Raw genomic sequence first — 24,847 nt, 5'->3', positions numbered from 1 at the left:
TGACTTCGTCGCTGCGCCGCTGCGCGGCTGGTCGCCACGGTTGGCGATCAGGACTGTTTCAAACATGGTGGTTCTCCGTGGCGAGATCGCCGTGACGGGCTGCGCCCGCCCGGCACTTTGACTTCGTCGCTGCGCCGCTGCGCGGCTGGTCACCGCGGTTGGCGATCAGTACGGTCTGGAACATGGTCTTGTCCTCGACGTAGGGTGGATCGCGCTTTATCGATCCACCATGCGGTTTCATGGGTGAGGGAAAGGCACCAGGGATGTGCGCAATCCACCCTACGGTTTCAGTTCTTGGCTGCTTGCTGGCTGGCGATAAAGGCGCGCCATCCACCGAAACTGGTGATGTCTCGGGCATCGGCCAGCGCCCAGGGCTCGCAGATGAAACCCTTCACGCTGCGCCCGCCCGCCAGGGTCAGGTTGCCGATACCCAGCGGCGCGGGGATTTCGGCGACGAATTCGCCGAAGCGCGCCAGGGGGATGTCCCACAGCTCGACGATGATCGAGGTGCCGTCGCTGCTGCGCGCCAGGCCGGGTTTGGGCGGCACGGTGCCGGCCAGGGCGTAGAGGCGATAGTCCGGCGAGGTCAGGGTCTGCTCGACCAGCACCGCGTTGCGGGTGGTCAGCTGGAAGTTCAGCGGCATACCGGTCAGGTGTGCGCCTACCACGGCGACTCGCACGCTGCCGACAGGCACAGCCGTGGCCGGGGTTTGCGGTGGCAGCGCGCGACCGGTGGCGCCGAGCGGCAGCTCCAGGCTGGCCTGCCAGCGTTTGCCGAAAGCCGCCAGGGCCAGGTCATGCCAGGCGGGGGCGAGCAGGGTGATGCCGGCGGGCAGGCCGTCGTCGCGCAGGCCGGCGGGCAGTGCCAGAGCAGAAAGGTCGGCGAGGTTGGTGAAGTTGGTGTAGGTGCCGAACTGGCTGTTGAACAGCACCGGCTCCTGACGCATTTCATCGAGGCTGCGAATGGTCGGAGAAGTCGGCACCACCAGCGCGTCGACACCTGCCAGCGCGTCGTTGATCCTGCGGCTCAATTCGGCGCGCAGGTACTCGGCCTTGTAGGCGTCGCAGGCGCTGTACTGGTGGCCGCTATCGACGATGCCGCGTACCACCGGATCGAGGTGCTCCACCGGCACGCCTTCCACGGCGACGGTACGTTCGGCGACCCAGGGGCCGTAGTACAACTGCTCGGCAAGCTCACGGAAGGGGCTGAAATCGATGGTCTTGAGGGTCACACCAAGGCTTTTCAGCTGCCCCAGCGCCTGCTCGAACACGGCCTGGGTCTGGGTATCGCCGAAGAACTCCAGGCTGTCCGGCACCGCGAAGGTCGGTGCGGACTTCATGCCGACAGGTGCGCTGTTGGGATTGCGGCGCGAGTAGCCGTCCTCGGCGTCGTAACCGCCCGCGAGGCAGGCGACGGTTTCGGCGTCACCGACCGTGAGGGCGAACACCGAGATGCAATCCACGGTACGGCACGCCGGTACCAGGCCGGTGTTCGGTAGCCAGCCCTTGGTCGGCTTGAGCCCGACGATATTGTTGAAGCCCGCTGGCACTCGGCCCGAGCCGGCCGTATCGGTACCCAGGGAGAACGGCACCAGGCCGCGTGCGACCACGCTGGCCGAGCCGGAGCTGGAACCGCCGCTGACGTACTGCGGATTGAAGCTGTTGGCGACCGCGCCGTGGGGCGAGCGGGTGCCGACCAGACCGGTAGCGAACTGATCGAGATTGGTCTTGCCGATGAGGATGGCCCCGGCGGCGCGCAGGCGCGCTACCACGGTGGCATCGGCCTCGGCGTCATAGGCGAATTCGGGGCAGGCGGCGGTGGTGGACCAGCCTGCGGCGTCGATGTTGTCCTTGATGGCGAACGGCACGCCGTACAGCGGCAGCTTGTCCTGCTGGCCTTCAGCCTTGTCGAGCAGGGCCTGCAGATGGCTCAACTGGGCGTCGAGCTGGGCAGCGCTGGCCAGGCAGATCCAGGCGTTGTCGTCACGGCTCAGTTGCGCGAGCAGGTCACGCAGCAGTTCCGCTGGTTGCGCGGCATCACGGTAAGCCTGTTGCCAGTCGGCGAGGGTAAAAGCGAAGGAGGCGTTGGACATGCTCTGAGATTCCATCTTGTATCCAAGTTGGAATTACTAGAGCAAGAGCAATGCCAGTTTTTAACTAACTGATTTTTATGAATTTTATTTTATAAGGGGGTTTTTTATGACTATTCCTGCACCGTAGCGGAGCCGCGCTGAAGCCTTTTGGTGCGCGGTGGGCGGCTCGGATAAGTATTGGACTGGCGCCCACCCCACGAGCCAGAGTAGATCTTCTGGGTGAGCGCAAAAATCTGTGGGAGCGGGCCATGCCCGCGAAGCGATCTGAGGTATGACGACGCTCTCGCCGATTGGCTGCAAGATTTCGCGGGCATGGCCCGCTCCCACAAAATGGCAGGCTGTAGGGTGGGCTTTAGCCCACCAAATCGAAGGTCCGCTATCGCCACTCACCAGCCGCTCAGCCCGTTCAGTAGCGCCCGGTAATCCCGCACGGCCTCGAACTCTTCGGTGTCCTTCACGCCCTTGCGGCTATCCGGCTCGAGGACCGCCAGCAGGTGCTTCACGCCGAAGCGTTGGGCGCTGCGCAGGATCGGCACGTTATCGTCGATGAACAGGCTGCGCGCCGGATCGAAGGGCAGGTCCTGCTGGAGGGCGAACCAGAACTGCGCGTCCTCCTTGGGGAAACCGTAATCATGGGAGCTGATCAGGCGGTCGAAGTAGGGCGCCAGTTCGATGCGTTCCAGCTTCAGGGACAGCGAGTCGCGGTGGGCGTTGGTGATCATCACCACCTGTTTGCCGGCCTGGCGGATGGCGGCGAGAAAGGTGTCGGCGTCCGGGCGCAGGGCGATCAGGTCGGCGACCTCACGCTTGAGGTCACGGATCGACAGGTTCAGCTCGCGGCTCCAGAAGTCGGTGCAGTACCAGTTCAGTTGGCCGGCGTGCTTGACGAACAACGGTTGCAGTTCGGCATCGGCCAGGGCACGGCTGACGCCATGGTGCTCGGCATAACGCTGCGGCAGGTGTTCGAGCCAGAAGTGATTGTCGAAATGCAGATCGAGCAGGGTGCCGTCCATGTCCAGCAGTACGGTGTCGATCTCGGACCAGGGCAGGTTCATGGCGGGGCGGCTCTCTAAGGTAGAAATGGGCGAACGGTGCTTGCTGGTCGTCAGTGCGCGCTTTTAGAGCGCAGACAATCCAGGCAGGCGCGGTATGATAACCGTTCCGGTCAGCCCAGCAGCAGGACTCACCCATGCGTCAGAAGCCCACCGTCATCGCCCGAGAAATCGTCGCCAGCAGCCGCCTGTTCCGTGTCGAGGAAATCCAGTTGCGCTTCAGCAACGGTGCCGAGCGCACATATGAACGGCTGGTCGGGCGAGGCACCGGGCACGGTGCGGTGATGATCGTGGCCATGGTGGATGACGAGCACGTCCTGCTGGTCGAAGAATATTGCGGCGGCACTGGCGACTACGAGATCTCCCTGCCCAAGGGATTGATCGAGCCGGACGAGGATGTACTCGATGCTGCCAATCGAGAATTGCAGGAAGAGGCCGGTTTCGGGGCCCGCAAGCTGGAGCATCTGACCGAGCTGAGCCTGTCTCCCGGCTACATGAGCCAGAAGATCCAGGTGGTCCTGGCCCGCGACCTGTATCCACAAACGCTGCCCGGCGACGAGCCGGAGCCGCTGCGCGTGGACAAAGTCAGTCTGCGTGAGCTGTCCGCCCTGATTCAGCATCCGCAGTTCAGCGAAGGCCGCGCTCTGGCAGCCCTGTATCTGGTGCGCGATCTGCTGGAGCAGCGTGGGGAACTGAGCCGATGAGCCATCCGTTACTGCCTGCCGTGCTGGCGCTGGTGCAGCAGGCGGGGGCCGCCATTCTGCCGTTCTGGCGCCAGGGTGTTCAGGTGGTCGAGAAGGCCGATGCCTCGCCAGTGACCGCCGCCGATCTGGCCGCGCATCGCATCCTCGCCGATGGCCTGCAGGCGCTGGATGCGAGCATTCCCGTGCTGTCCGAAGAGGATGCCGATATTGCCCTGAGTGAACGTGCTCTCTGGGCGCGCTGGTGGCTGGTCGATCCACTGGATGGCACCAAGGAATTCATCGCCGACAGCGAGGAGTTCACCGTCAACGTGGCGTTGATCGAGGGTGGGCAGGTGGTGTTCGGGGTGGTCGGCATTCCTGCCTCGGGCGTTGTCTATTACGGCGGCAGCGGCCTGGGCGCCTGGCGCGCTGAGCCGGGTGAGGAGCCGCAGGCGATCGTCGTACGAGAAACCCCGGCCAGTGGTCTGACCGTGGTTGCCAGCCGCCGGCATGGCAGCGCCTTGCAGGAGCAATTGCTGGCTGCGCTGGTTGCGCGTTTTGGCGATATCGAGCGAGTCAGCGTCGGCAGTTCGCTGAAATTTTGCCAACTGGCCGAAGGCAGCGCCGACTTCTATCCGCGCCTGGCACCCACTTCGCAGTGGGACACCGCTGCGGCGCAGGGCGTGCTGGAGGGGGCGGGTGGTGTGGTGCTGACGCTGCAGGGCGAGCCGCTGCGCTATGAGGCGAAGGAGTCGCTGCTCAACCCCTTCTTCCTGGCGTTGCCAGCTGACGTCGAGTGGCGCGCGGTGCTGGTCGAGCAAGCCAAGCGGCTCACCCCAGCTAATTAGCGCAACCCCGGCAACCGCCATTTGGCCAGCGCGAAGAACGCGGCATGGCCACAACCGTTCGCGCCGGGGGCGACGTTCCTACGGGGTTGTGGCGATGCGCTTTGTGTAGGAGCCGCGACCTCGCGGCGAATCGTCTGGCCGGCGCGAAAAAAGCGGCATGGCCACAACCGTTCGCGCCGGGGGCGACGCTCCTGCGGGGATGGCTTATGCCTCAGTCGAGCATGTCGCGGTAGCGATCATCCTGCTTGAACACCAGCGGCTGGGCGAAGCCCGGAACCTTGATCTGCTCGCTGCCGATATCGATCTGCGTGTCGTCGATCAGGTCGTTGCCGAAGTTGTAGATGATATCCAGCTGGCCCTTCATTGCCTGCTCGTCGTAGGCACGGGCATTCACGCGGGTCTGCTCGCGACGCTGCTGGTAGGCGCTGAACGCCGCTTCGCCATGGCGCTTGCGCAGCATGCGCTCGACCACGTGGGGGGCGAGTACCACGGCGCTGGCGTTGTTGCCGCCAAAACCCTTGGAGTTGATGAAGCACACGTCCATGCGCTGGTCGTGACGGTCCACGTTGCTGATGCTCAGGTGCTGCTGGTGCACGTCCGCAGCCACTTCATCGATGGTCTTGATGCCAGGAATGATGCCGTACTTGAAGGTGCCCAGCGCGGAGATCACCTGGTCGCCACTGGCGGTTGCCAGGGAATGGCCGACGAACGCCTTGACCGCGGCCACCGGCCAGCTGTCGATGGCGAAAGCCGCTGCTACGCGATCCAGCAGTTCGGACTCGGTGACCCGGTTGGCCGGGGTGCTTGAACCGTGGGCATGTACGAAGCTGCGCTGACGCACGGCATCGACACCCAGTAGCTGCACGGCGCTGGCCACGGCCTTGGCGACGGTCAGGTAGTTGCCTGGGCCGGGCGCGGAAATGGATTTCTTGAAGCCGTCGGCGTTGATGAACACATCGGTGGCGGCGCCGTGGATGTCGGCACCCAGTTGCAGGGCCAGCTCATCGTCCATCAACACCACGAACTGGCAGGCTTCCGACAGGGTGAAGCCGCAGTTGTCGCCGAACGGGCGGCTGGCGCGACGGAAGTCGACGTCACCCTGGGCCGTGTCGGTCTTGCCTTCGATCAGGCGCAGGCCGTCTTCGGTGGCCAGTGCGCCCATGGCGCCATAGCCCTCGATGCACTCGGCGTTGATCGGCGCCTCGCTGTTGCCGACGATCACTACCCGCGCGGTGCCGGCATTGATCTGCTCGATGCCTTTCTGCAGGTTGTAGAGGAACGTGGCACAGGCGCCGGTGATGCTGCCGGTGGTGCCGACGCTGCCCAGCACATAGGCGTTGATGAAGTCAGCGGGCATGGTGTTCAGGCCCAGGGCCAGTTGCTTGGAGCTGACGCGATGGCCCTTGAGGCGCGACTGCATCAGGCCGCCGAAGCCGTTTTCGTCGAGCTGGCTCATGATGCTGCCGGCGAATACCGCGATTTCGTCCGGCGCTACCTGGTCGACGATGGTCTGCCAGGGCAGGCCGGTGGCGCGCAGGGCGTCGGTGACGCCGACCACGGCCATCTGCAGGCCGCGGGGGTGGAAGCGCGAATTGTACAGTTCGCCCGGCTCGAAGCCGGTTGGCAGCTGGCCCGCGGATTTCACCGGCAGGGCGCGGTAGCTGTCGACCTTGAATTCACAGGTGTCGTGCAGGGTGACGCGCACCTCGTTGCCATCGAGCTCGTCGACCGACCAGTTGGCTGGCAGTGGCTCGGGCAGCTGTTTGCGGGTACTGATGAAGGTCAGGCTGCCGCCTTCGCCGTTCAGGGCGATGCTCTTGTGCCAGTGGGCGGCGTCGGGGTCGAGGTGCTGTTTCTCGATGCGGCGCACCAGGGTGGAGGCCAGTACCTGCTCGGCATAGCGGCGCTCGATCTCCACGCCGGACAATGGCTCGCCGTCGTGGCTCTGATAGGCGCCGTCGACCACGCGTACCAGCTTGGTCATCACGGCCAGACCGATGAGGGTTTCGCGGCGTGCCTGTTCGTCCAGCGATTCGATCACCGTGCGGCGGAAACCGTGGTGGAAGGAGCTGCGGCCGGCGGCATTGTAGCCACCGAAACCGACGATCACAGGCAAACGAGACTTCACGCGGACACTCCTTCAACTAATTAGATCGGCATGCGGAACAGGCGCATACCGGGTCAGCGGATCGAGGCGAGGCGCGCATTTCTCGACGGAAAGGCGCCATGACGGCTATTCGGGTGCCTATGGTGACGCGATCCATGACCCACAAGTCACGACTTGATACAAGGTTACCCGTTATCGCGGGCGGCGGCACGAACCGGATGCGCATCGCCATAACGAAGAAGCCCGGCACTATGGCCGGGCTCTCGTTTTTACGCGCTAAGCGTCAGTTCATGCCCAGCCAGTTCGGCAGCCCCAGCGAGATAAACGGCACATAGGTCACCAGGATCAGGAATGCCAGCATCACCAGCAGCCATGGCGATACCGCGCGCACCACGCGGGTCAGCGGCATGCCGGTGACCGCCGAGGTGACGAACAGGTTCAGACCTGTGGGCGGCGTGATCAGGCCGATCTCCATGTTCACCACCATGATGATGCCCAAGTGGATCGGGTCGATGCCCAGCTGCATGGCGATCGGGAACAGGATCGGCGCCAGGATCAGGATGATCGCCGACGGCTCCATGAAGGTACCGGCGATCAGCAGCACGATGTTCACCACGATCAGGAACTCGATCGGGCTGAAGCCCTGGTCGACGACCCAGGCGGTGATCGACTGCGGGATCTGCTCGGTGGTCAGCACGTGGGCGAACAGCATGGCGTTGGCGATGATGAACATCAGCACCACGCTCAGCTTGCCGGCCTCGACGAACACCTTCGGGCACTCGCGAACGGTCATGTCCTTGTAGATGAAGATCGCCACGAAGGCCGCGTACACCGCCGCCACCGCAGCGGCCTCGGTCGGCGTGAACATGCCCGAGTAGATGCCGCCGAGGATGATCACGATCAGCGCCAGCCCCCAGCCGGCCTTGCGCCCGGCAGTGAGGATCTCGCTCATCGACGCCCGCGGCAGCGACGGCATGTTCTTCACCCGGGCGATGATGTAGATGGTGATCATCAGGAACACGCCCAGCAGCAGCCCCGGCACCACGCCGGCCATGAACAGCTTGCCCACCGAGGTCTCGGTCGCGGTGGCGTAGACCACCATGACGATCGACGGCGGAATCAGGATGCCCAGGGTACCGGCGTTACAGACGATACCGGCGGCGAACTCCTTCTTGTAGCCCGAGCGCACCATGCCGGCGATGACGATCGAACCGACCGCCGCCACCGTGGCCGGCGACGAGCCGCTCAGCGCGGCGAACAGCATGCACGCCAGGATCGCGGCGATGGCCAGGCCACCCTTGATATGGCCGACGCAGGCGTTGGCGAAATCGATCAGCCGACGGGCCACGCCGCCGCTGGTCATGAACGCACCCGACAGCAGGAAGAACGGAATCGCCAGCAGCGTGTAGTGCTCGCTGGTCTCGAACAGCTTGATCGCCAGCGAACGCACCGAGTCGTTGCTGAAGAACAGGATGGTCATGGCCCCGGACAAACCCAGGGAAATCGCCACCGGAATGCCGATGAACATCAGCGCGAACAGGGCGACGAACAGAAATGCGATGGTCATCGTTTAGCCTCCGTCTCTTCGGCGAGTTTGATGGCGTCTTCGACTTCGCCGTGACCACCAAAACCAATCTGCTTGTCCTGGATCACCCGCACCAATACCTGGGCGAAACGCAGGAACATGAGAGAGAAGCCAATCGGCACGATCATCACGATGTGCCACTGCTGGACGCCGAAGCGGTCCAGGTCCTCGGCACCGGTGCCGATGTTGAACAGCACCGCGACCCACTGCTCGCTGGAGTAGGCCATCAGCGCGCAATACGCCAGGCAGATGATCAAGGCGATGATCGCCACGGTTTTCTGCAGGGCAGGCTTGAACATGCGCACCAGCAGGTCGACGCCGATGTGCGCACCGATGCGCACGCCCCAGGCCAGACCGACGAAGATCAGCCAGCCGAACATGGCCTTGGTCAGGGCCACGCTCCAGGTCATTTCCTGGGCGACATAAAGGATGCCGTCGCCAATGCTGAACATCGCATCGTTGGCGAACGGCAGGGAATCACCCAGGGCGTAGAAAACGCCGTAGAGGTTGTTGAATACCACGTACGAGAAGGTGACCAGGGTCATGCCTGCAAGCAGGAATGCCACCATCACCTCTTCGGCTTGGTTCCAGACACGAGCGACAGCGTGCATGGGTTATCTCCGTGTATGAGAGCGGTCGCGAGGCGACGTAAGAGACAGCGGCACCCGGGGCTCGGCAGCGGCGCTGCAGCCATCGGGTGTCGATATCGGCAAAGCGGGTGACGACCCCGTTCAGGAGTCGCCACCGGATGGCTCCAGGATGCGGAGCCGGGCGGCCTCAGTTGGCCTGGTTGGCGGCTTCGGCAGCCTTGATCAGATCGGCACCGATCTCGCCTTCGAACTTCTTCCACACCGGACGCATGGCTTCACGCCACAGTTCGCGCTGCTCGGGCGTCAGGGTGACGATTTCGGTGGTGCCGGCATCGAGGATGCGCTGCTTGTCTTTCTGGTTCAGCGCTTCGGCCTGCTTGTTCACCTCGACGGTGACCTCGGCCAGGATAGCGGTCAGCTCGGTGCGGATGTCTTCCGGCAGGCCGTCCCAGAACTTGGTGTTGGTGATCACCATGTAGTCCAGAACGCCGTGGTCGGACTCGGTGATGAACTTCTGCACTTCGTGCATCTTCTGGCTGTAGATGTTCGAGTAGGGGTTCTCGGCACCGTTGACCACGCCAGTCTGCAGGCCTTGATAGACCTCGGCGAAGCTCATCTTGCGCGGCGCGGCGCGCAGGGCCTTGAACTGCTCGTCGAGCACGGCGGAAGCCTGTACGCGGAATTTCAGACCACGGGCATCTTTCGGCTCGACCAGTTTCTTGTTGGCCGACAGCTGCTTCATGCCGTTGTGCCAGTAACCCAGGCCGGTGATGCCTTTGCTCTCCATGCTGGTCAGCAGGGATTTGCCTTCAGGGCTTTGCTGGAAACGATCGACGGCGCTGATGTCGTCGAACAGGAACGGCAGGTCGAAGATCTGGATCTGCTTGGTGTAATGCTCGAACTTGGCCAGGGACGGGGCGATGATCTGTACGTCACCGAGCAGCAGCGCTTCCATTTCCTTGCCGTCGCCGAACAGCGAGGAGTTCGGGTACACCTGCACGGTCACCTTGCCGTCCAGACGCTCGTCGACGAGCTTCTTGAACAGCAGCGCGCCCTGGCCTTTCGGAGTGTGCTCGGCAACCACGTGGGCGAACTTGATGGAGATTGGATCGGCAGCCTGGGCCAGGCCTGCGATGCTCAGCGACAGGGCGCAGACCAGCGCCTTGGCAGTGAAATTGAACATGGGATGCTTCCTCTTGTTATTGCCTGTCTTGTTGTTGGATGGCGCACCCTCGATGGGGGCGCTGAAACGAGCGAACAAGGGCAAGTCGAGGATTGCCGTGGAGACGGCAGCATCGGTTGGCAGCGATTGGCCTGGACTTGTACTTGTTTTTCGCTGGATCGGACTAGAGCAAGCGCTGTGCCAGGGTGTGGCGAAAATACGCAGGACAGCTTTGCGCAGGGCGCAAAGCCTTGCCCGGCATGGGGTGCTTGATTTGACGAGCTGATGACGCCAGCCCTTGCGGCTGGCGGTTTGCGGAGGGAGCGGCGAGGACGCTGAAAGAGTCGGCAATAATCCGCTTGTTTACTCGATGTCCTCTGGCGAGCTTCCGCCAGCATCCGCGAAGTTCAGCCCGTGCTTGCGCAGTTTGTCGTGCAGCGTCTTGCGTGGCACCCCCAGGGCTTCTGCCAGGCTACGCAGCGAGCCGTGATTGCGGGTCAGCTCAGCGGCGATCAGCGCGCGCTCGAAGGCCTCGACCTGCTCGCTCAGGCTTCCGGACAGGGGGGCGTTGTGCAGCGGGCTGTCATGGGACAGTTCCAGCCCAAGGTCCAGCCCCAGCGCGAAACGCTCGCCAGCGTTCTGCAGTTCCCGCACGTTGCCTGGCCAGGGATGACGCAGCAGCAGGGCACGTTGGCCAGGCTGCAGTTCGCGCTGGGTCAGGCCATGGCGGGTGCTGGCGTTGTTGGCGAAGTGCTGGAACAACACGAGGATGTCTTCGCCACGTTCGCGAAGTGGCGGAATACGCAGCGGCGCGACGTTCAGCCGGTAATACAGGTCAGCGCGGAAGCGGCCCTGATCGGCGGCGGTGCGCAGGTCTTCCTTGGTGGCCGCGATCACACGGATATCCAGGGGGATCAACTGGTTGCCACCGAGGCGCTCGACCACACGCTCCTGCAGCAGGCGCAGTAGCTTGACCTGCACCTCCAGGCTCATGCTCTCGATCTCGTCGAGGAACAGGGTGCCGCCGTTGGCGAACTCGAATTTGCCGATGCGGCGTTTCTGCGCGCCGGTGAAGGCACCAGGCTCGTGGCCGAACAGCTCGCTTTCCACCACCGACTCGGCTAACGCGCCAGCGTTGATGGCCACGAATGGCCCGTCACGTCGGCTCGACAGATCGTGCAGCGCACGCGCCACCACTTCCTTGCCGGCACCGGTTTCACCGAGGATCAGCACATCGGTGCTGATCCCCGCGAGGGAGCCGATCTGCTCGCGCAGGCGCTGGATCGCGGGCGAGTGACCGACCAGGCGAGCGGACAGTTGCTGGCGGTCGGCGAGGGCCAGACGCAGGCTGCGGTTGTCCAGCACCAGGCGCCGCAGGGCCAGGGCGCGGCGCACGCTTTCCAGCAGGTCTTCGCTGGCGAAGGGCTTCTCCAGGAAGTCGTAGGCACCGGCGCGCATGGCCTGTACGGCCAGGGGCACGTCGCCATGGCCGGTGATCAGTAGAACCGGCAGCTCAGGGTCCTGTTCGTGCAGTTGCTTGAGCAGTTGCAGGCCGTCGACGCCGGGCATGCGGATATCGCTGACCACCACGCCGGGCCAGTCGCGGTCGATACGCTCGGCGAGGCCCTTGGCATCGGCCAGGGTGGTGACCTTGAGGCCGGCCAGGTCGAGGGTCTGGCTGAGGGCCTGGCGCAGGTGCGGGTCGTCGTCGATCAGTAGAACCTGGGTACGGGCGTCGATGATGGTCATACGGCGAAGTCCTCTGGCGGCTGGATGTTCACGCCGTTTTCGGCGCTGTGCAGGCGCAGGATCAGGTGAGCCCCCCCTTTGGGGTGGTTGCTGAATAGCAGCTCGCCACCCAGGGCGCGCATCAGGGTGTCGCAGATCGCCAGGCCGAGACCGAGGCCCTGGGCGCTGGTCTTGGTGGTGAAGAAGGGTTCCCGGGCGTGGGCCAGGGCCGTCTCGGAAAAGCCCGGACCGTTGTCGCGCAGGTGCAGCTCGACCAGGTTGTCGTGCAGCTCGGTGCTGATCCAGATACGTCGCGGTTGTGCCCGTTCGCCGAGGGCATCGAGGGCATTGGCCAGCAGGTTGCTGAGCACCTGACGCAGGCGGGTTTCGCCGGCCTGGACCCAGAGCGTGGCATCGGGCAGGTCGCGGATAAGCTCCACGTCCATGGCACGACGGCGCTTGGCCAGTAGCGCCAGGGCATCGTCGATGGCCGGTTGCAGGGCCACGCTTTCCGGGGCATGGCGATCGCGCCGGGCGAAGGCCCGCAGGTGAGCGATGATCGAGGCCATGCGCTCGGTGAGCTGGCTGATCAGCTTGAGGTTGCCGCGAGCGTCTTCGGTGCGTTCGTGGTCGAGCAGTACCCCGGCGTTCTCCGCGTAGCTGCGGATGGCTGCAAGTGGTTGATTGAGTTCGTGGCTGATGCTGGCACTCATGGTGCCAAGGGCCGTCAGCTTGCTGGCTTGCACCAGTTCGTCCTGGGCCTGTACCAGTTCCTGCTGAGCCTGCTCGCGCTCCAGTACTTCCTGCTTCAGACGGCTGTTGAGGCGCTCAAGATCCTGGGTTCGCTCCTGCACGCGCTGCTCCAGTTCCTGACGGGCCCGGGTGCTCAGGGCGATGCGGTCGAGGTAGTGACGGCGTCGCTGCATCATCAGGCCGAGGAGCAGAATCAGCACCAGCAGGGCGCCACCACCGATGGCCACCACGGTGCGTACCGAGCGATCGAGCACCACGCGGGGGGCTAGAATGCTGACGCTCCAGCCGGTCTCGTCGAGCACCCTGCTCTGGGTCAGCCAGACATCGGCATCGAGGTGCAGGGGCGGTGGCGATTGGGTCGGATACGGCTGGATGGCGGCGATGGAGGCGCGCTCGGCCTTGTCCAGCGGACGGCTGGCGTGAAACCGCCAGTCCGGTCGCGACGTGAGTATCACCACGCCATTGCCGTCGGTCACCAGTAGCTGTTCCGGGGTATTGCCCCACAGGCTCTCGGTGTGGTCGAGGTCGACCTTGATCACCATCACGCCAATCTTCTGGTTGCCATCGTAAACGGCGGAGGCGAAGTAGTAGCCACGCTTGCCGGAAGTCGTGCCAAGACCGAAGAAGCGCCCCAGGCGGCCGGCCAGGGCTTCCTGGAAGTAGGGCCGGAAGGCGAAGTTGCCACGCACGAAGGTGTCCTGCTGATCCCAGTTGGAGGCAGCCAGGGTTTCCCCGGCGGGGTTCATCAGGTAGATCACGTCGGCACCAGTCTGCTGGCGAACCCGTTTGAGCAGCTGATTGGCCGCGGCCTGGGCCGCTTCGTCTGCCGGCGTCGCGAGGACGGTACGCAGGCCTGGCAAGTCGCCAAGAATCGGTGGCAGTACCTCATAACGGCGCAAGGTGCCCAGCAGGTTGGCCACATACAGGTCGAGGGTCTGACGATTCTGCTCGGTCAGTTCGGCGCGGTAGTAACGCTCGGCGAGGTGCTGCAGCGGCCACAGCAACGGCGCCAGCAGCAGCGCCAGCAGGGCCAGGCTGCGCCAGCGTGGGCGTTTGGGCATGGTGGTGGGAATCGTGTTCATGAAGTAGGCGCCGGGAAGACCCGGGCATTATGAGCGCATAAGCTTTCAGCCGGGTAGCCCGGGTCGAGCCTGCGATGCTTGGCAAGAGCCGTGTATCGCTGCGCTCAACCCAGGCGGCGCAGTGGCGTCAGCGCGGGCTGTTCAGGCATTCCAGCAGGCCGTCCTGCCAGTCCGGCAGGCGTACGCCCCAGTCCTGCTCCAGACGAGTACCGTCCAGGCGCGAATTGAGGGGGCGCTGCGCGGGTGTCGGGTAGTCCGTGGTGGCAATCGGCGCCAGCTGCGCGACGGATCTGCCTTGGGCCTGCAACTGTGCGGCGATGGCTTCGGCGAAACCGAACCAGGAGGTCTCGCCGCGCGCGGTGAAGTGATAGAGACCCCAGGCATTGGTCTGCTGCGTTTGCCAGCGCTCGATCAACTGAGCGGTGGCCGCTGCGATGCTGCCTGCCCAGGTCGGTGCACCAACCTGATCGGCCACTACGCTGAGCTGCGCTCGATCCTGCAGCAGGCGCTGCATGGTCAACAGGAAGTTGCGTCCGTGCAGGGAATACACCCAGCTGGTTCGCAGGATCAGGTGCTTGCCACCGACCGCGGCGATGGCCTGCTCGCCGGCCAGCTTGCTGCGCCCGTAGACGCCCAGCGGATTGGGCGTGTCCTGCTCGTGGTAGGCAGCGGGGTTGCTGCCATCGAACACGTAATCGGTGGAGTAGTGGATCAGCGGCACGTCGAGGTCGGCCGCTTCCTCGGCGAGTACACCGGGAGCGCTGGCATTGATCGCGAAGGCCGCGTCCGGCTCGCTTTCTGCCGCATCGACCGCGGTGTGTGCGGCGGCATTGACGATCAGTTCGGGGCGCAGGTGGCGTACGGCGTCACGAACGCGCCCGGTATCGGCAAGGTCGAGTTGCTCTCTGCCCAGCACGATGAGTTCGTGATGCTGACCAAGCAGCAATTGCAGCTCGCGGCTGACCTGGCCGTGCTGGCCGAGCAGTAGGATCTTCATGGAAACAGCTCGGCCTCGTCGAAGCTCAGGCCCTGCTGATCCTTCGCCGAGAGTTTGGGATCGCCTTGCAGTTGCCAGTCGATGGCCAGCTTGGGATCGTCCCAGCGGATGCAGCGCTCGTGGGCCGGGGCGTAGTAATCGGTGGTCTTGTAGAGGAATTCGGCGAATTCGCTGAGCACCAGAAAACCATGGGCGAAGCCTTCCGGCACCCACATCTGGCGCTTGTTGTCCGCGGAAAGGTAGGCACCGACCCACTGGCCGAAGGTTGGCGACTGGCGACGCAGGTCAACGGCGACGTCATAGACCTCGCCTGCGCTGACGCGCACCAGCTTGCCCTGGGCCTGTTGCACCTGATAGTGCAGGCCGCGCAACACCCCGCGCTGCGAGCGGGAATGGTTGTCCTGCACGAAGGTGGGGTTCAGGCCGGTCGCTTCGGTGAAGGCCTGGGCATTGAAACTCTCGAAGAAGAAGCCCCGCTCATCACCGAACACCTTGGGTTGCAGAATGAGTACATCGGGGATTTCGGTTTGGATGACTTGCATCAATTGTCCTCGGCCAGCCCGAACAGGTACTGGCCATAGCCGGTTTTGCCGAACGCCTTGGCCTGTTGCAGCAGGCGGTCACGATCGATCCAGTCCTGCCCATAGGCGATTTCTTCCAGGCAGGCGACCTTCAGACCCTGGCGGTGCTCGATGGTTTGCACGTATTGCGAGGCTTCCAGCAGGCTGTCGTGGGTGCCGGTGTCGAGCCAGGCGAAGCCACGGCCGAGGCGTTCCACGCGCAGATCGCCGCGCTGAAGGTAAGCGTTGTTGATGTCGGTGATTTCCAGTTCGCCACGTGCCGAGGGTTTGACCGCCTTGGCGATCTCGATCACGTCGTTGTCGTAGAAGTACAGCCCGGTCACCGCATACTGAGAGCGCGGTTGCGCCGGTTTTTCCTCGATGGAAATGGCCTGGCCCTGGGCATCGAACTCGACCACGCCGAAGCGCTCGGGGTCCCGGACCCAGTAGCCGAATACCGTGGCGCCCTTGTCCGCTGCGGCGGCACGCAGCAGTTTCTCGGTGAAGTGCTGACCATGGAAGATATTGTCGCCAAGGATCAGGCACACCGAATCGTCACCGATGAACGACTCGCCAATGATGAAAGCGCGTGCCAGGCCATCCGGCTCGGGCTGTTCGGCGTAGCTCAGTTGCAGGCCGAACTGGCTGCCGTCGCCAAGCATCTTCTGGAACTGCGGCAGGTCGTGGGGCGTGGAAATGATCAGGATCTCGCGGATGCCGGCCAGCATCAGCACCGACAGCGGGTAGTAGATCATCGGCTTGTCGTAGATCGGCAGCAACTGCTTGGACACGCCCAGGGTGATCGGGTGCAGACGGGTGCCGGAGCCTCCGGCGAGAATGATGCCTTTCACTGTTGTTGCTCCTTGGGGGCGCCGAGCCGCTCACGCTGATAGCTGCCGTCCTGTACGCGGCGGCACCAGTCGAGGTTGTCCAGGTACCAGCGCACGGTCTTGCGCAGGCCGCTGGGGAAGGTCTCTTGCGGTGTCCAGCCCAGCTCGCGCTCGATCTTGCTGGCGTCGATGGCGTAGCGCAGGTCATGGCCGGGGCGGTCGGTGACGAAGGTGATCTGCTCGCGGTAGGAGCCCGCCGCACGCGGCTGCAGCTCGTCGAGCAGGTCGCAGATGGCATGCACCACGTCGAGGTTCTTCTGCTCGTTGTGGCCGCCGATGTTGTAGGTCTCGCCAACCGCGCCGCGGCTGACCACCTGCAGCAGGGCCCGGGCGTGATCCTCGACGAACAGCCAGTCGCGCACCTGCTGGCCGTTGCCATATACCGGCAGCGGTTTGCCATCCAGGGCATTGAGGATGACCAACGGGATCAGCTTCTCCGGGAAGTGATACGGGCCGTAGTTGTTCGAGCAGTTGGTCAGCAGCACCGGCAAGCCATAGGTTCGCTGCCAGGCGCGCACCAGATGGTCCGAGGCGGCCTTGCTGGCCGAGTAGGGCGAGCTGGGTGCGTAGGGTGTCTGCTCGGTGAACAGATCGTCGACGCCGTGCAGGTCGCCATACACCTCGTCGGTGGAAATGTGGTGGAAACGGAATGCCTGACGGCGCTGTTCGTCCAGCCCCAGCCAGTAGGCGCGGGTGGCCTCGAGCAGGGCATAGGTGCCGACGATGTTGGTCTGGATGAACGCCGCCGGGCCGTCGATGGAGCGGTCGACGTGGGACTCGGCAGCCAGGTGCATGATGGCGTCCGGCTGAAAGTGCTGCAGGGCATCGGCCACTGCGGCCTGATCGCCGATGTCCGCCTGCACGAAGCGGTAGCGCGGGTCGTTCTCGACCTGCTGGAGGGATTCCAGATTGCCGGCGTAGGTCAGCTTGTCGAGATTGAGCACCTCATGATCGGTATCGTTGATCAGGTGGCGAATCAGCGCGGAGCCGATGAAGCCCGCGCCGCCGGTGACGAGAATGCGCATTGAAGATAGCCCGACGGTAAAAGTGTGAAGTATGCCTGCCCGGCAGGTTTTGCGTACAGCGGGCAAGCCCCGGCCGCTTCCGTGAGCCGGGTGCGGCTGGCGGTTTACAGCCGCGCGCTGGAAAAGGTGTCGCAGGCACTGACCTGGCCACCCTCGAAACCGGTGGTGAACCAGCGCACGCGCTGCTCCGACGTGCCGTGGGTGAAGGAGTCCGGCACCACCCTGCCACGGGCCTGTTGCTGCAGGCGGTCATCGCCGATGGCGTTGGCGGCGTTCAGGGCTTCCTCCAGGTCGCCGGGTTCGAGCCAGTCCAGGCGCCGCTGCGCATGGTGTGCCCAGATACCTGCCAGGCAGTCTGCCTGCAGCTCCTGGCGAACCAGCAGACCGTTGGCACCCTCCAGATTCTCGCCGCGCTGGCGCGCCGCGTTGACCTTGGCGGAGACGCCCAGCAGGGTCTGCACGTGGTGGCCGACCTCGTGAGCGATCACATAGGCCTGGGCGAAGTCGCCAGCCGCGCCGTAGCGCTGCTCCAGATCGCGGAAGAAGCTCAGGTCCAGATAGACCTGCTTGTCGCCCGGGCAATAGAAGGGGCCCACCGCCGAACTGGCGAAGCCGCAAGCGGAGTTCACACCGCCATCGAACAGCACCAGCGTCGGGTCCTGATACTGGCGATTGGCGGACTGGAAGATAGCGCGCCAGGTGTCTTCGGTATCGCCGAGAACCGCCCGCACGAATTGCGACTGTTCGTCATCCGCCGCTGGCTGCTCCGTCTGGCTGGTGGAATAGCCGCCCGACTGGCCAGCCAGTTGGCCGAGAATCTGTAACGGATCCTGGCCCATCAGCAGGCCGACCACCACGACGATGGCGATACCGCCCAGGCCCAGGCCGCGGCCACCGCCAAAGCGCGACCCACCGCTGCCGCGGGCATCCACCACGTTGTCACTGCGTCGTGCTCGTTTCCAGCGCATGGCATTGTCCTTTCAATCAGTTGCCCGGGTAGCTACTGACCACGCTTTCCTCGCCTCGTGCGTCCAGGCCGATGACCTGGTAGGCATCGCGGATGTCGCCGCGCTCCATCCCCGGCGAGCCGGTGGGCATTCCAGGTGCGGCGATGCCGAGCAGATCCGGGCGCTGGCGCAGGGTGAGGATGTCCGCCGCCGGGACATGGCCCTCGACGAATTTGCCGTCGATCACAGCGGTGTGGCAGGAGCCCAGATGCTCGGGTACGCCGAGGCGCTGTTTGACCCTATGCATGTCGGTCTCGACATGGTCGTTGACCTGGAAGCCGTTGGCCTGCAGATGGCTGATCCAGCCCTTGCAGCAACCGCAGTTGGCATCGCGGTGGACGTCGATGGTCGGTGGCTCGGCGGCCTGGGCTATGCCGGCGAACAGGCCGGCCAGCAGAAGCAGTGGGCGCATGCTGGAATCCTCGATTGGGTTGCACGAGCATAGCGCCGCGACGATGCATTTACCTCATTCGATGGCTTCGTAGGGCAACCCCACGTAATTCTCGGCGATGCTGGTGCGGCCCGCCTCGGAGCCGACGAAGTAATCCAGTTCGGTCTGGCGCATGCGCACGGTGAAGGCGTCGGTATCCGGAAAATTGTGCAGCAGCCCGGTCATCCACCAGGAAAACCGCTCGGCCTTCCAGACTCGCCGCAGGCAGATCGCCGAGTAGCGTTCGAGCAGCTCGGTACGGCCTTCGCGGTAAACCTTGAGCAGGATGCGGTACAGCGTGTTGACATCGCTGGCGGCCAGGTTGAGGCCCTTGGCGCCGGTCGGCGGCACGATGTGCGCCGCGTCGCCGAGCAAGAACAGGCGACCATACTGCATGGGCTCGACGACGAAGCTGCGCAGCGGGGCGATGCTTTTCTCGATGGACGGGCCGGTCACCAGACTGGCCGCGGTTTCGCTTGGCAGGCGCGCTCTGAGCTCGTCCCAGAAACGCTCGTCCGACCAGTCCTCCACCTGCTCCTCGAGCCCCACCTGCACGTAGTAGCGGGTGCGCGTCGCCGAGCGCATGCTGCACAGGGCGAAGCCGCGCGGGTGGCTGGCGTAGATCAGCTCCTCGGCCACCGGCGGGGTGTCGGCGAGGACGCCAAGCCAGCCGAACGGATAGACCCGCTCGAACACCTGCAGGGTTTCGGCGGGAATCGATTGCCGCGACACGCCATGAAAGCCGTCGCAGCCGGCGATGTAGTCGCAGTCGAGGCGCTGCTCGATGCCATCCTTGCGGTAGGTGACGTGGGGCGAACCGTCCTTCAGGTCGTGCAGGCGCACGTCGCTGACTTCATAGTGAGTGGTTGCGCCGCTGGCTGCACGGGCGTCCATCAGGTCGCGGGTGACTTCGGTCTGGCCGTAGATCATCACCGTCTTGCCGCCGCTCAGGCCCTTGAGATCGATGCGTTCGCGACGGCCGTCGAAGGCCAGCTCGAAACCGTCATGCACCAGCCCCTCTCGATCCATGCGTGCGCCCACGCCAGCTTCGCGCAGCAGATCCACCATGCCCTGTTCGAGCACCCCGGCGCGTATGCGGCCGAGCACGTAGTCAGGCGTTTGCCGTTCGAGAATGACGGTGTCGATGCCCGCCTTGTGCAGTAGCTGGCCGAGCAGCAGGCCGGATGGGCCTGCTCCGATAATGGCGACGGAGGTTTTCATGGCTGTCCTCGATATTGTTGTTTGGACCCTTTGTGCTTGTATTTTTGATTGGACTTGGCCGGCGGATAAGGCAAATTCACGTCGTTTACTTGGACTTTCATAAACTCCGTTCGCCTATCGGCCATTTCTTCGAGGAGGGCGCCATGAGCCAGCAGCAGATCGCCGTGCCGGCATTCAAACTGTATGGCGATGCCCTGGAGTGGCCGACCCCCGACCTGCTGCACTGCGAGTCGATTCCCAAACGCAGCCGCCTGCATGACTGGGTGATCGAGCCCCATCGCCATCCGGATCTGCTGCAACTGCTGTATCTGCGTCGTGGCTGGGCGCTGATCGAGGTAGAGGGCGTGCAGTCGCGTATCGAAGAGGCCGCGCTGCAGGTCTTGCCGCCGCTGTGCGTGCATGGTTTCCAGTTTTCCGATGACGTGGACGGCTACGTGCTGACGCTGGCCGCGCCACTGGTAGCGCAACTGGAGGTGCATCTCGGCGCGCAGCATCCGGTTTTCAGCGCACCCGCGCTGTATCCGGCGGGCGGCGATCAGGGCTATCTGGATAGCCTGTTCGACGCCATCGACGGCGAGTACGGGCAGAGCGCACCGGCACGCAACCTGCTGCTGCAGTCGCTGGTCGGCGTGCTGGCGGTCTGGCTAGGGCGCCAGGTGCTGGTGCGCCAGGCCGCTGATCGGCCGGCGCGCGGTGAGCAGCATCTGACCGCCTTCACACGCTTGGTGGAGCTGCATTTCCGTGAGCAGCTGTCGATCGAGGAGTACGCCAGGCGCCTCGGCATCACCACGGCGCACCTCAACAGCATGACCCGTCGTTACGCCGGGCAGAGCGCCCAGGCCCTGGTGCATCAACGCCAACTGCTGGAAGCCAAGCGCCTGCTGGTGTATTCGTCGATGACCCTCAGCCAGATCGCCGACGCCCTGCAGTTTTCCGAGCCCGCGTATTTCTCGCGCTTCTTCAAACGCCTGACCGGCCAGACGCCCAGCGCCTTTCGGCAGCAGCGTTGAGTGGCCTATGCTCAACTGACCTTGGAGGGTCATGCCATGTTGTTCGCCCGTATTTTTCTCGCTGTGCAGATTCTCGTGCTCGCCGGATTCGGCGTGGCGTATTTCCTGCGCCCTCAGGAGATGGGCGCGGTCAGCGGCATGCTGCTGATGGAGGCCGCTGCGGTGACCGATGTGCGGGCCTATTACGGCACCCTGCAAATCGGCGTGGCGTTTTTTCTCGGCCTGGGGCTGTGGCTGCGCGACCTCACCCGACCGGCGCTGATCCTGCTGCTGGTCGTCTACGCCAGCCTGGCGCTGGGGCGCATCGCCGGCCTGTGGCTCGATGGCGGCGCGCAGCAGACGTTCAATCTCTGGGCCGCGCTGTTCGAGGTGGTGTCAGCCGCTCTGGCAGGCTGGGCACTGCAGCGCTGGCGAGCGGTATGATGGGGCTTCCTACGAGGGGGGCGAGGGCGTGATGTACAAATCCGGACAGCGGGTACTGGCAGCGTTGCGGCAGATGATCGCGTCTGGCGAGCTGGTGGCCGGCGAGCGTATCGCCGAGATCCCTACCGCCGAACGGTTGCAGGTTTCCCGTACGCCCGTGCGCATCGCCTTTCGCACGCTCGAACAGGAGGGTTTGCTCTGCAAGGCGCCTGGCCGCGGTTACACGGTACGCGCGGTGACCGACGACGATATCGCGGGCGCCGTGGAGGTCCGCGGCGTGCTGGAGGGGCTGGCGGCGCGCCAAGCGGCCGAGCGAGGCCTGTCCGAAGCCATTCGTAGCCGTCTGCATGCCTGCCTGGTGGAAGGCGATCGCCTGTTCGAGAAAGGCCATGTGGTGATGGAGGAGCTGGAGATCTACCACGACCTCAACAAACGCTTTCACCAGGCGATCATCGAAGCCAGCGGCAACAGTGCCATCGCCGTGGCCCTCTCGCGCAACGACCATCTGCCGTTCGCTTCGGTCAGTTCCCTGGCGGTGGATGGCAACGACATGCCGCGCGAGTACCGGCGCTTCAGCTTCGCCCATATGCAGCATCACGCCGTCTACGACGCGCTGATCAACGGCCAGGGCGCCCGCGCCGAAGGCATCATGCGCGAGCACGCCAACGCCACGCTGCGTTACGCTCGCACGGTGCAACTGGGGGATTCGAGCGAGACGGCGATGACCGTGTTGCGGCATGGCTGAACCCTGCATTCGCCGCGCACTCGAGGGTGATGCCGAAGCGCTGAGTCGGGTGATCGTGGAGACCCTGCGGCTCAGTAATGCCGAGGATTATCCACCCGAAGTGATCGACCGGGTGGTGGATAATTTCGACGTCGCTGGCGTGCGTGCACTGATGGCCTCGCGGCAGGTATTCGTAGCGCTCGATGAGGCCCGAGTGGTGGCCACTGCGAGCCTGGCGGACGATGTGGTCAGGTCAGTGTTCGTGTTGCCCGAGATGCAGGGCCGTGGTCTGGGCAAGGCGCTGATGAACCATGTCGAAAGCGTGGCGCGTGATGCCGGCGTTCACCAACTGCTGGTGCCGGCTTCGCTGACGGCCGTGGGCTTCTACTCGGCCCTCGGTTACAGCGTGGTACGTGAAGTCGTCGAAGGTGACGAGCGAACCCTGGTGATGGCCCGCCCGATCGGTGATGGCTGATCGCCTCAGCACGCTGTCGGAGATTCGACTTGGTGGGCTGAAGCCCACCCTACCGTGAGCTCAGGCCGTGGATTCGATTTGGTGGGCTGAAGCCCACCCTACCGTGGGCTCAGGCCGTGGATTCGATTTGGTGGGTTGAAGCCCACCCTGACGAAAGCTCGGGCTGTAGGGTGGGCTTCAGCCCACCATCGCTGGCGGCAGGGATCAGATATCCAGCACCAGCCGCGCGCTCTTCGAGCGTGAGCAGCAGGGCGTGAACTGGTCGTTGGCGGCCTGTTCGTCCTCGGTGAGGAACAGGTCACGATGGTCCGGCTCACCTTCCAGGACGCGGGTCAGACAGGTGCCGCAGATGCCTTGCTCGCAGGACACCGGAATCTCCACGCCGATGCCACGCAGCACCTCCACCACACTGATCCCTACCGGTACCTGCAGCACATCGCCGCTGCTGGCCAACTGAATCTCGAAGCCCTCCTGAGGCTGGTCATCGGTTTCGGCGCTGAAGTATTCGCGGTGCAGGTTGTCGCCTGCCCAGCCCAGGTTGCGGGCGCTGTCGAGCACATGCTCCATGAAGCCGCCGGGGCCGCACACGTACAGATGGGTTGTCGCCTGCGGCGTGCCGATCAGCGCTGCGCTATCCGGGCGTTTACCGGGGTCGCCTTCATCGAAGTGCAGGTGCACGCGGTCGGCGAACGGCGATTGCCGCAAGCGTTCGACGAAGGCGGCCTGCTGCGCCGAGCGAGCGAAGTAGTGCAGGGTGAAGTCGGCGCCGGTATGGCTCAAGCGTTCGGCCATGCAGAGGATCGGGGTAATGCCGATGCCGCCAGCCATCAGCAGGTGACGGCTGGCATCGTGCTGCAGCGGGAACAGATTGCGCGGCTCGCTGATGCTCAGCCTGACACCTTGCTGCAAGCCATGCATGGCTCTGGATCCACCGCGGGACTCGGCGCTTTGCAATACGGCGATCTGGTAGCGATGACGCTCTTCAGGATGGTTGCACAGCGAGTACTGGCGAATCAGCCCATCGGGAAGGTGCACGTCGATGTGAGCACCCGCGCTGAAGGCCGGCAGGGGGGCATCATCTTCACGGGCCAGGTCGAAGCTGAGAATGTTCTGGGCCTGCTGCTCGATGGATTTGACGACGACGTCGATCATGATGGTTCTCTCACGAAAATTCGCTCCGCTCCCCACATCGGTGGCGAGCGCTACGGGCGGACGAGGTCTCAGCCGACCTGGCGGACGTCGATCTTCTGGGCGGCGCTGGCCTGTTCCTCGTTGATCAGCCGTTCGATGATGCGCCGCGATTGCACGCCGCCGGCGTCGATATTGAGCTTGAGCAACTGGCGCTCGGGCTGCCAAAGCAGGTTGCGCTGCTGCAGTTCGAGCATCTCCAGGTCCTCGCTGAAGATCTTGCCCTGCCCTTCGCGAATGCTGTCGGTGAGGGCCTGGTCCTCGGGCTTGAAGCTGCGTGCCATGCCCCAGAAGTACCAGATCGAGGTATCGCTCTCTGGGGTGATGAAGTCCACCACCACGCTGGCCGCCTTGACCTCCGTGGGTGCCTCGTAGCCGCCATGGCCGGCATGAGCCACACCGACTTCGATCATCACGTGGCTGGGCGGGCTGAAGCGGCAGATCTGCCAGCGGTCCACCGGTACATCCTCGGCCAGGCCATTGCCACGCAGCGCCATGCGCCAGAAAGGCGGGGCCATGATGTTTTCCATATGGCGGCTGGTGATCACTTCATCGCCGTCCACCTTGGTGACGGGTGGGGCCTCGTCGATTTCCTTCTGGCCGATGCTCGACGCGTGCACGTAGGTCTCGTGGGTCAGGTCCATCAGGTTGTCGATCATCAGGCGGTAATCGCAGTTGATGTGAAACAGGCCGCCGCCATATGCCCACTCTGGGTTTTGCGCCCATTCCAGGTGGTGAATGGTGGCCGGATCGGCCAGTTCCTGATCGCCCGTCCACACCCAGATGAAACCGTGGCGCTCCACTGCAGCGAAACGGCGGATGCCCGGGAAGCCACGAACGCGCTGGCCAGGCATGGCCACGGTCTTGCCTTCGCAGCCCATCTCCAGGCCGTGATAGCCGCAGATCAGGTTGCCGTTCTCCACATAGCCGAGCGACAGCGGCGCTCCGCGGTGCGGGCAGAAATCTTCGAGTGCCACGACCTGCGCATCGGCGCCTCGATAGAAGACGATCTTTTCTCCGCAGATCTGCCGGCCGAGGGGCTTTTCGGCGATCTCGTCAGGGGTGCATGCGACATACCAGGCGTTTTTCGGGTACATGAGTGACCTCTATTCTTGTTGGTGTTATTGGATCCAATGGTTGATTTTTAAACAGCCTAATGTCAATGGCCGTTCGGAAAAATAGTTAACAAAACAAACTGTCCGATCATCGAACGT

Annotated in this window: 24 protein-coding genes; 6 read left to right on the top strand and 18 right to left on the bottom strand. The window is 64.1% G+C overall.

The features are described from left to right. Positions 1-58: 58 nt before the first annotated feature. The 3 genes from FHR27_RS26980 to yrfG form a co-directional block, all read right to left on the bottom strand. Positions 59-184 carry a hypothetical protein gene (locus FHR27_RS26980; RefSeq protein WP_257026949.1) on the bottom strand — a complete coding sequence of 42 codons (126 nt, stop codon included), beginning with the start codon at positions 182-184 and terminating at the stop codon, positions 59-61. 103 nt (positions 185-287) lie between these two features. After that, on the bottom strand, positions 288-2,093 hold the full coding sequence (gene atzF / locus FHR27_RS18620) for an allophanate hydrolase (protein WP_257026948.1): 1,806 nt from the start codon (positions 2,091-2,093) through the stop codon (positions 288-290). 386 nt (positions 2,094-2,479) lie between these two features. Next, positions 2,480-3,148, bottom strand: a complete 669-nt coding sequence (gene yrfG, locus FHR27_RS18615; protein WP_042555073.1) for a GMP/IMP nucleotidase — start codon at positions 3,146-3,148, stop codon at positions 2,480-2,482. Positions 3,149-3,282: 134 nt separating this feature from the next. Here yrfG and nudE point away from each other — a divergent pair, with 134 nt between their 5' ends. Together nudE and cysQ are read left to right on the top strand one after the other, a co-directional pair. Continuing rightward, entirely contained in the window at positions 3,283-3,849 is a 567-nt protein-coding gene (nudE, locus tag FHR27_RS18610; RefSeq protein ID WP_042555074.1) for an ADP compounds hydrolase NudE, read from the top strand. Then, positions 3,846-4,676, top strand: coding sequence for a 3'(2'),5'-bisphosphate nucleotidase CysQ (gene cysQ / locus FHR27_RS18605; RefSeq protein WP_179539262.1), 831 nt, complete (start codon positions 3,846-3,848; stop codon positions 4,674-4,676). The genes nudE and cysQ overlap by 4 nt, the downstream gene beginning before the upstream one ends. Before the next feature lie 211 nt (positions 4,677-4,887). Here cysQ and FHR27_RS18600 read toward each other — a convergent pair whose 3' ends face one another. The 13 genes from FHR27_RS18600 to pobA form a co-directional block, all read right to left on the bottom strand. Continuing rightward, positions 4,888-6,804 carry a beta-ketoacyl synthase gene (locus tag FHR27_RS18600; RefSeq protein ID WP_179539261.1) on the bottom strand — a complete coding sequence of 639 codons (1,917 nt, stop codon included), beginning with the start codon at positions 6,802-6,804 and terminating at the stop codon, positions 4,888-4,890. 262 nt (positions 6,805-7,066) lie between these two features. Then, on the bottom strand, positions 7,067-8,350 hold the full coding sequence (dctM, locus tag FHR27_RS18595; RefSeq protein ID WP_042555999.1) for a C4-dicarboxylate TRAP transporter large permease protein DctM: 1,284 nt from the start codon (positions 8,348-8,350) through the stop codon (positions 7,067-7,069). Continuing rightward, positions 8,347-8,979: a TRAP transporter small permease gene (locus FHR27_RS18590; protein ID WP_179539260.1), complete on the bottom strand. Its 633-nt coding sequence runs from the start codon at positions 8,977-8,979 to the stop codon at positions 8,347-8,349. Before FHR27_RS18590 ends, dctM begins: the two co-directional genes overlap by 4 nt. A 166-nt stretch (positions 8,980-9,145) precedes the next feature. Continuing rightward, positions 9,146-10,141, bottom strand: coding sequence for a C4-dicarboxylate TRAP substrate-binding protein DctP (gene dctP, locus FHR27_RS18585; RefSeq protein ID WP_042556739.1), 996 nt, complete (start codon positions 10,139-10,141; stop codon positions 9,146-9,148). Between the two features lie 342 nt (positions 10,142-10,483). Continuing rightward, complete coding sequence (locus FHR27_RS18580) at positions 10,484-11,869, bottom strand: sigma-54-dependent transcriptional regulator (RefSeq protein WP_042556741.1); 1,386 nt, start codon at positions 11,867-11,869, stop codon at positions 10,484-10,486. Further along, positions 11,866-13,683: a sensor histidine kinase gene (locus FHR27_RS18575; RefSeq protein WP_179539259.1), complete on the bottom strand. Its 1,818-nt coding sequence runs from the start codon at positions 13,681-13,683 to the stop codon at positions 11,866-11,868. The genes FHR27_RS18580 and FHR27_RS18575 overlap by 4 nt, the downstream gene beginning before the upstream one ends. Positions 13,684-13,810: 127 nt before the next feature. Further along, complete coding sequence (gene rfbD / locus FHR27_RS18570; RefSeq protein WP_042556742.1) at positions 13,811-14,680, bottom strand: dTDP-4-dehydrorhamnose reductase; 870 nt, start codon at positions 14,678-14,680, stop codon at positions 13,811-13,813. After that, positions 14,677-15,222, bottom strand: coding sequence for a dTDP-4-dehydrorhamnose 3,5-epimerase (gene rfbC / locus FHR27_RS18565; RefSeq protein ID WP_179539258.1), 546 nt, complete (start codon positions 15,220-15,222; stop codon positions 14,677-14,679). Before rfbC ends, rfbD begins: the two co-directional genes overlap by 4 nt. Beyond that, entirely contained in the window at positions 15,222-16,091 is an 870-nt protein-coding gene (rfbA, locus tag FHR27_RS18560) for a glucose-1-phosphate thymidylyltransferase RfbA (RefSeq protein ID WP_179539257.1), read from the bottom strand. The genes rfbC and rfbA overlap by 1 nt, the downstream gene beginning before the upstream one ends. Further along, positions 16,088-17,155 (bottom strand): dTDP-glucose 4,6-dehydratase, encoded by a 1,068-nt coding sequence (rfbB, locus tag FHR27_RS18555; protein ID WP_179539256.1) that lies wholly within the window; start codon positions 17,153-17,155, stop codon positions 16,088-16,090. The genes rfbA and rfbB overlap by 4 nt, the downstream gene beginning before the upstream one ends. A 104-nt stretch (positions 17,156-17,259) precedes the next feature. Continuing rightward, positions 17,260-18,123, bottom strand: coding sequence for a KPN_02809 family neutral zinc metallopeptidase (gene ypfJ / locus FHR27_RS18550; RefSeq protein WP_042556746.1), 864 nt, complete (start codon positions 18,121-18,123; stop codon positions 17,260-17,262). A 16-nt stretch (positions 18,124-18,139) separates the two neighbouring features. Beyond that, positions 18,140-18,574, bottom strand: coding sequence for a DUF411 domain-containing protein (locus tag FHR27_RS18545; protein WP_042556747.1), 435 nt, complete (start codon positions 18,572-18,574; stop codon positions 18,140-18,142). A 54-nt stretch (positions 18,575-18,628) separates the two neighbouring features. Further along, complete coding sequence (gene pobA, locus FHR27_RS18540; RefSeq protein ID WP_179539255.1) at positions 18,629-19,813, bottom strand: 4-hydroxybenzoate 3-monooxygenase; 1,185 nt, start codon at positions 19,811-19,813, stop codon at positions 18,629-18,631. Between the two features lie 143 nt (positions 19,814-19,956). On the opposite strand from pobA, the gene FHR27_RS18535 reads away from it, so the two are divergent. From FHR27_RS18535 to FHR27_RS18520, 4 genes are read left to right on the top strand one after another with little or no spacing between them, the layout of a single operon-like run. Further along, the gene (locus FHR27_RS18535; protein WP_042556749.1) at positions 19,957-20,823 is read left to right on the top strand and encodes a helix-turn-helix domain-containing protein; all 867 of its coding nucleotides are present in this window, start codon (positions 19,957-19,959) and stop codon (positions 20,821-20,823) included. Positions 20,824-20,859: 36 nt separating this feature from the next. Continuing rightward, positions 20,860-21,246 (top strand): DUF4345 domain-containing protein, encoded by a 387-nt coding sequence (locus tag FHR27_RS18530; RefSeq protein WP_179539254.1) that lies wholly within the window; start codon positions 20,860-20,862, stop codon positions 21,244-21,246. A 31-nt stretch (positions 21,247-21,277) separates the two neighbouring features. Further along, positions 21,278-21,991 (top strand): GntR family transcriptional regulator, encoded by a 714-nt coding sequence (locus tag FHR27_RS18525; protein WP_179539253.1) that lies wholly within the window; start codon positions 21,278-21,280, stop codon positions 21,989-21,991. Then, positions 21,984-22,445, top strand: coding sequence for a GNAT family N-acetyltransferase (locus FHR27_RS18520; RefSeq protein WP_179539252.1), 462 nt, complete (start codon positions 21,984-21,986; stop codon positions 22,443-22,445). Before FHR27_RS18525 ends, FHR27_RS18520 begins: the two co-directional genes overlap by 8 nt. A 204-nt stretch (positions 22,446-22,649) precedes the next feature. Here FHR27_RS18520 and FHR27_RS18515 read toward each other — a convergent pair whose 3' ends face one another. Together FHR27_RS18515 and FHR27_RS18510 are read right to left on the bottom strand one after the other, a co-directional pair. Continuing rightward, complete coding sequence (locus FHR27_RS18515; protein WP_042556752.1) at positions 22,650-23,597, bottom strand: PDR/VanB family oxidoreductase; 948 nt, start codon at positions 23,595-23,597, stop codon at positions 22,650-22,652. A 68-nt stretch (positions 23,598-23,665) separates the two neighbouring features. Continuing rightward, positions 23,666-24,730 (bottom strand): aromatic ring-hydroxylating oxygenase subunit alpha, encoded by a 1,065-nt coding sequence (locus FHR27_RS18510; RefSeq protein WP_179539251.1) that lies wholly within the window; start codon positions 24,728-24,730, stop codon positions 23,666-23,668. Positions 24,731-24,847: the final 117 nt, after the last annotated feature.

Origin of the sequence: Pseudomonas flavescens (assembly GCF_013408425.1) — a bacterium.
GTDB lineage: Bacteria > Pseudomonadota > Gammaproteobacteria > Pseudomonadales > Pseudomonadaceae > Aquipseudomonas > Aquipseudomonas fulva_A.
This window is presented reverse-complemented; position numbering and strand designations above follow the sequence as displayed.

Coding starts and splice junctions, on each gene's coding strand:
- FHR27_RS18530 (WP_179539254.1), top strand. CDS start 20,860: ATGTTGTTCGCCCGTATTTTTCTCGCTGTGCAGATTCTCGTGCTCGCC.
- FHR27_RS18545 (WP_042556747.1), bottom strand. CDS start 18,574: ATGCGCCCACTGCTTCTGCTGGCCGGCCTGTTCGCCGGCATAGCCCAG.
- FHR27_RS18515 (WP_042556752.1), bottom strand. CDS start 23,597: ATGATCGACGTCGTCGTCAAATCCATCGAGCAGCAGGCCCAGAACATT.
- FHR27_RS18535 (WP_042556749.1), top strand. CDS start 19,957: ATGAGCCAGCAGCAGATCGCCGTGCCGGCATTCAAACTGTATGGCGAT.
- nudE (WP_042555074.1), top strand. CDS start 3,283: ATGCGTCAGAAGCCCACCGTCATCGCCCGAGAAATCGTCGCCAGCAGC.
- FHR27_RS18520 (WP_179539252.1), top strand. CDS start 21,984: ATGGCTGAACCCTGCATTCGCCGCGCACTCGAGGGTGATGCCGAAGCG.
- FHR27_RS18525 (WP_179539253.1), top strand. CDS start 21,278: ATGTACAAATCCGGACAGCGGGTACTGGCAGCGTTGCGGCAGATGATC.
- FHR27_RS26980 (WP_257026949.1), bottom strand. CDS start 184: ATGTTCCAGACCGTACTGATCGCCAACCGCGGTGACCAGCCGCGCAGC.
- FHR27_RS18575 (WP_179539259.1), bottom strand. CDS start 13,683: ATGAACACGATTCCCACCACCATGCCCAAACGCCCACGCTGGCGCAGC.
- rfbB (WP_179539256.1), bottom strand. CDS start 17,155: ATGCGCATTCTCGTCACCGGCGGCGCGGGCTTCATCGGCTCCGCGCTG.
- FHR27_RS18510 (WP_179539251.1), bottom strand. CDS start 24,730: ATGTACCCGAAAAACGCCTGGTATGTCGCATGCACCCCTGACGAGATC.
- cysQ (WP_179539262.1), top strand. CDS start 3,846: ATGAGCCATCCGTTACTGCCTGCCGTGCTGGCGCTGGTGCAGCAGGCG.
- rfbD (WP_042556742.1), bottom strand. CDS start 14,680: ATGAAGATCCTACTGCTCGGCCAGCACGGCCAGGTCAGCCGCGAGCTG.
- rfbC (WP_179539258.1), bottom strand. CDS start 15,222: ATGCAAGTCATCCAAACCGAAATCCCCGATGTACTCATTCTGCAACCC.
- dctM (WP_042555999.1), bottom strand. CDS start 8,350: ATGACCATCGCATTTCTGTTCGTCGCCCTGTTCGCGCTGATGTTCATC.
- dctP (WP_042556739.1), bottom strand. CDS start 10,141: ATGTTCAATTTCACTGCCAAGGCGCTGGTCTGCGCCCTGTCGCTGAGC.
- FHR27_RS18580 (WP_042556741.1), bottom strand. CDS start 11,869: ATGACCATCATCGACGCCCGTACCCAGGTTCTACTGATCGACGACGAC.
- FHR27_RS18590 (WP_179539260.1), bottom strand. CDS start 8,979: ATGCACGCTGTCGCTCGTGTCTGGAACCAAGCCGAAGAGGTGATGGTG.
- pobA (WP_179539255.1), bottom strand. CDS start 19,813: ATGAAAACCTCCGTCGCCATTATCGGAGCAGGCCCATCCGGCCTGCTG.
- ypfJ (WP_042556746.1), bottom strand. CDS start 18,123: ATGCGCTGGAAACGAGCACGACGCAGTGACAACGTGGTGGATGCCCGC.
- atzF (WP_257026948.1), bottom strand. CDS start 2,093: ATGTCCAACGCCTCCTTCGCTTTTACCCTCGCCGACTGGCAACAGGCT.
- yrfG (WP_042555073.1), bottom strand. CDS start 3,148: ATGAACCTGCCCTGGTCCGAGATCGACACCGTACTGCTGGACATGGAC.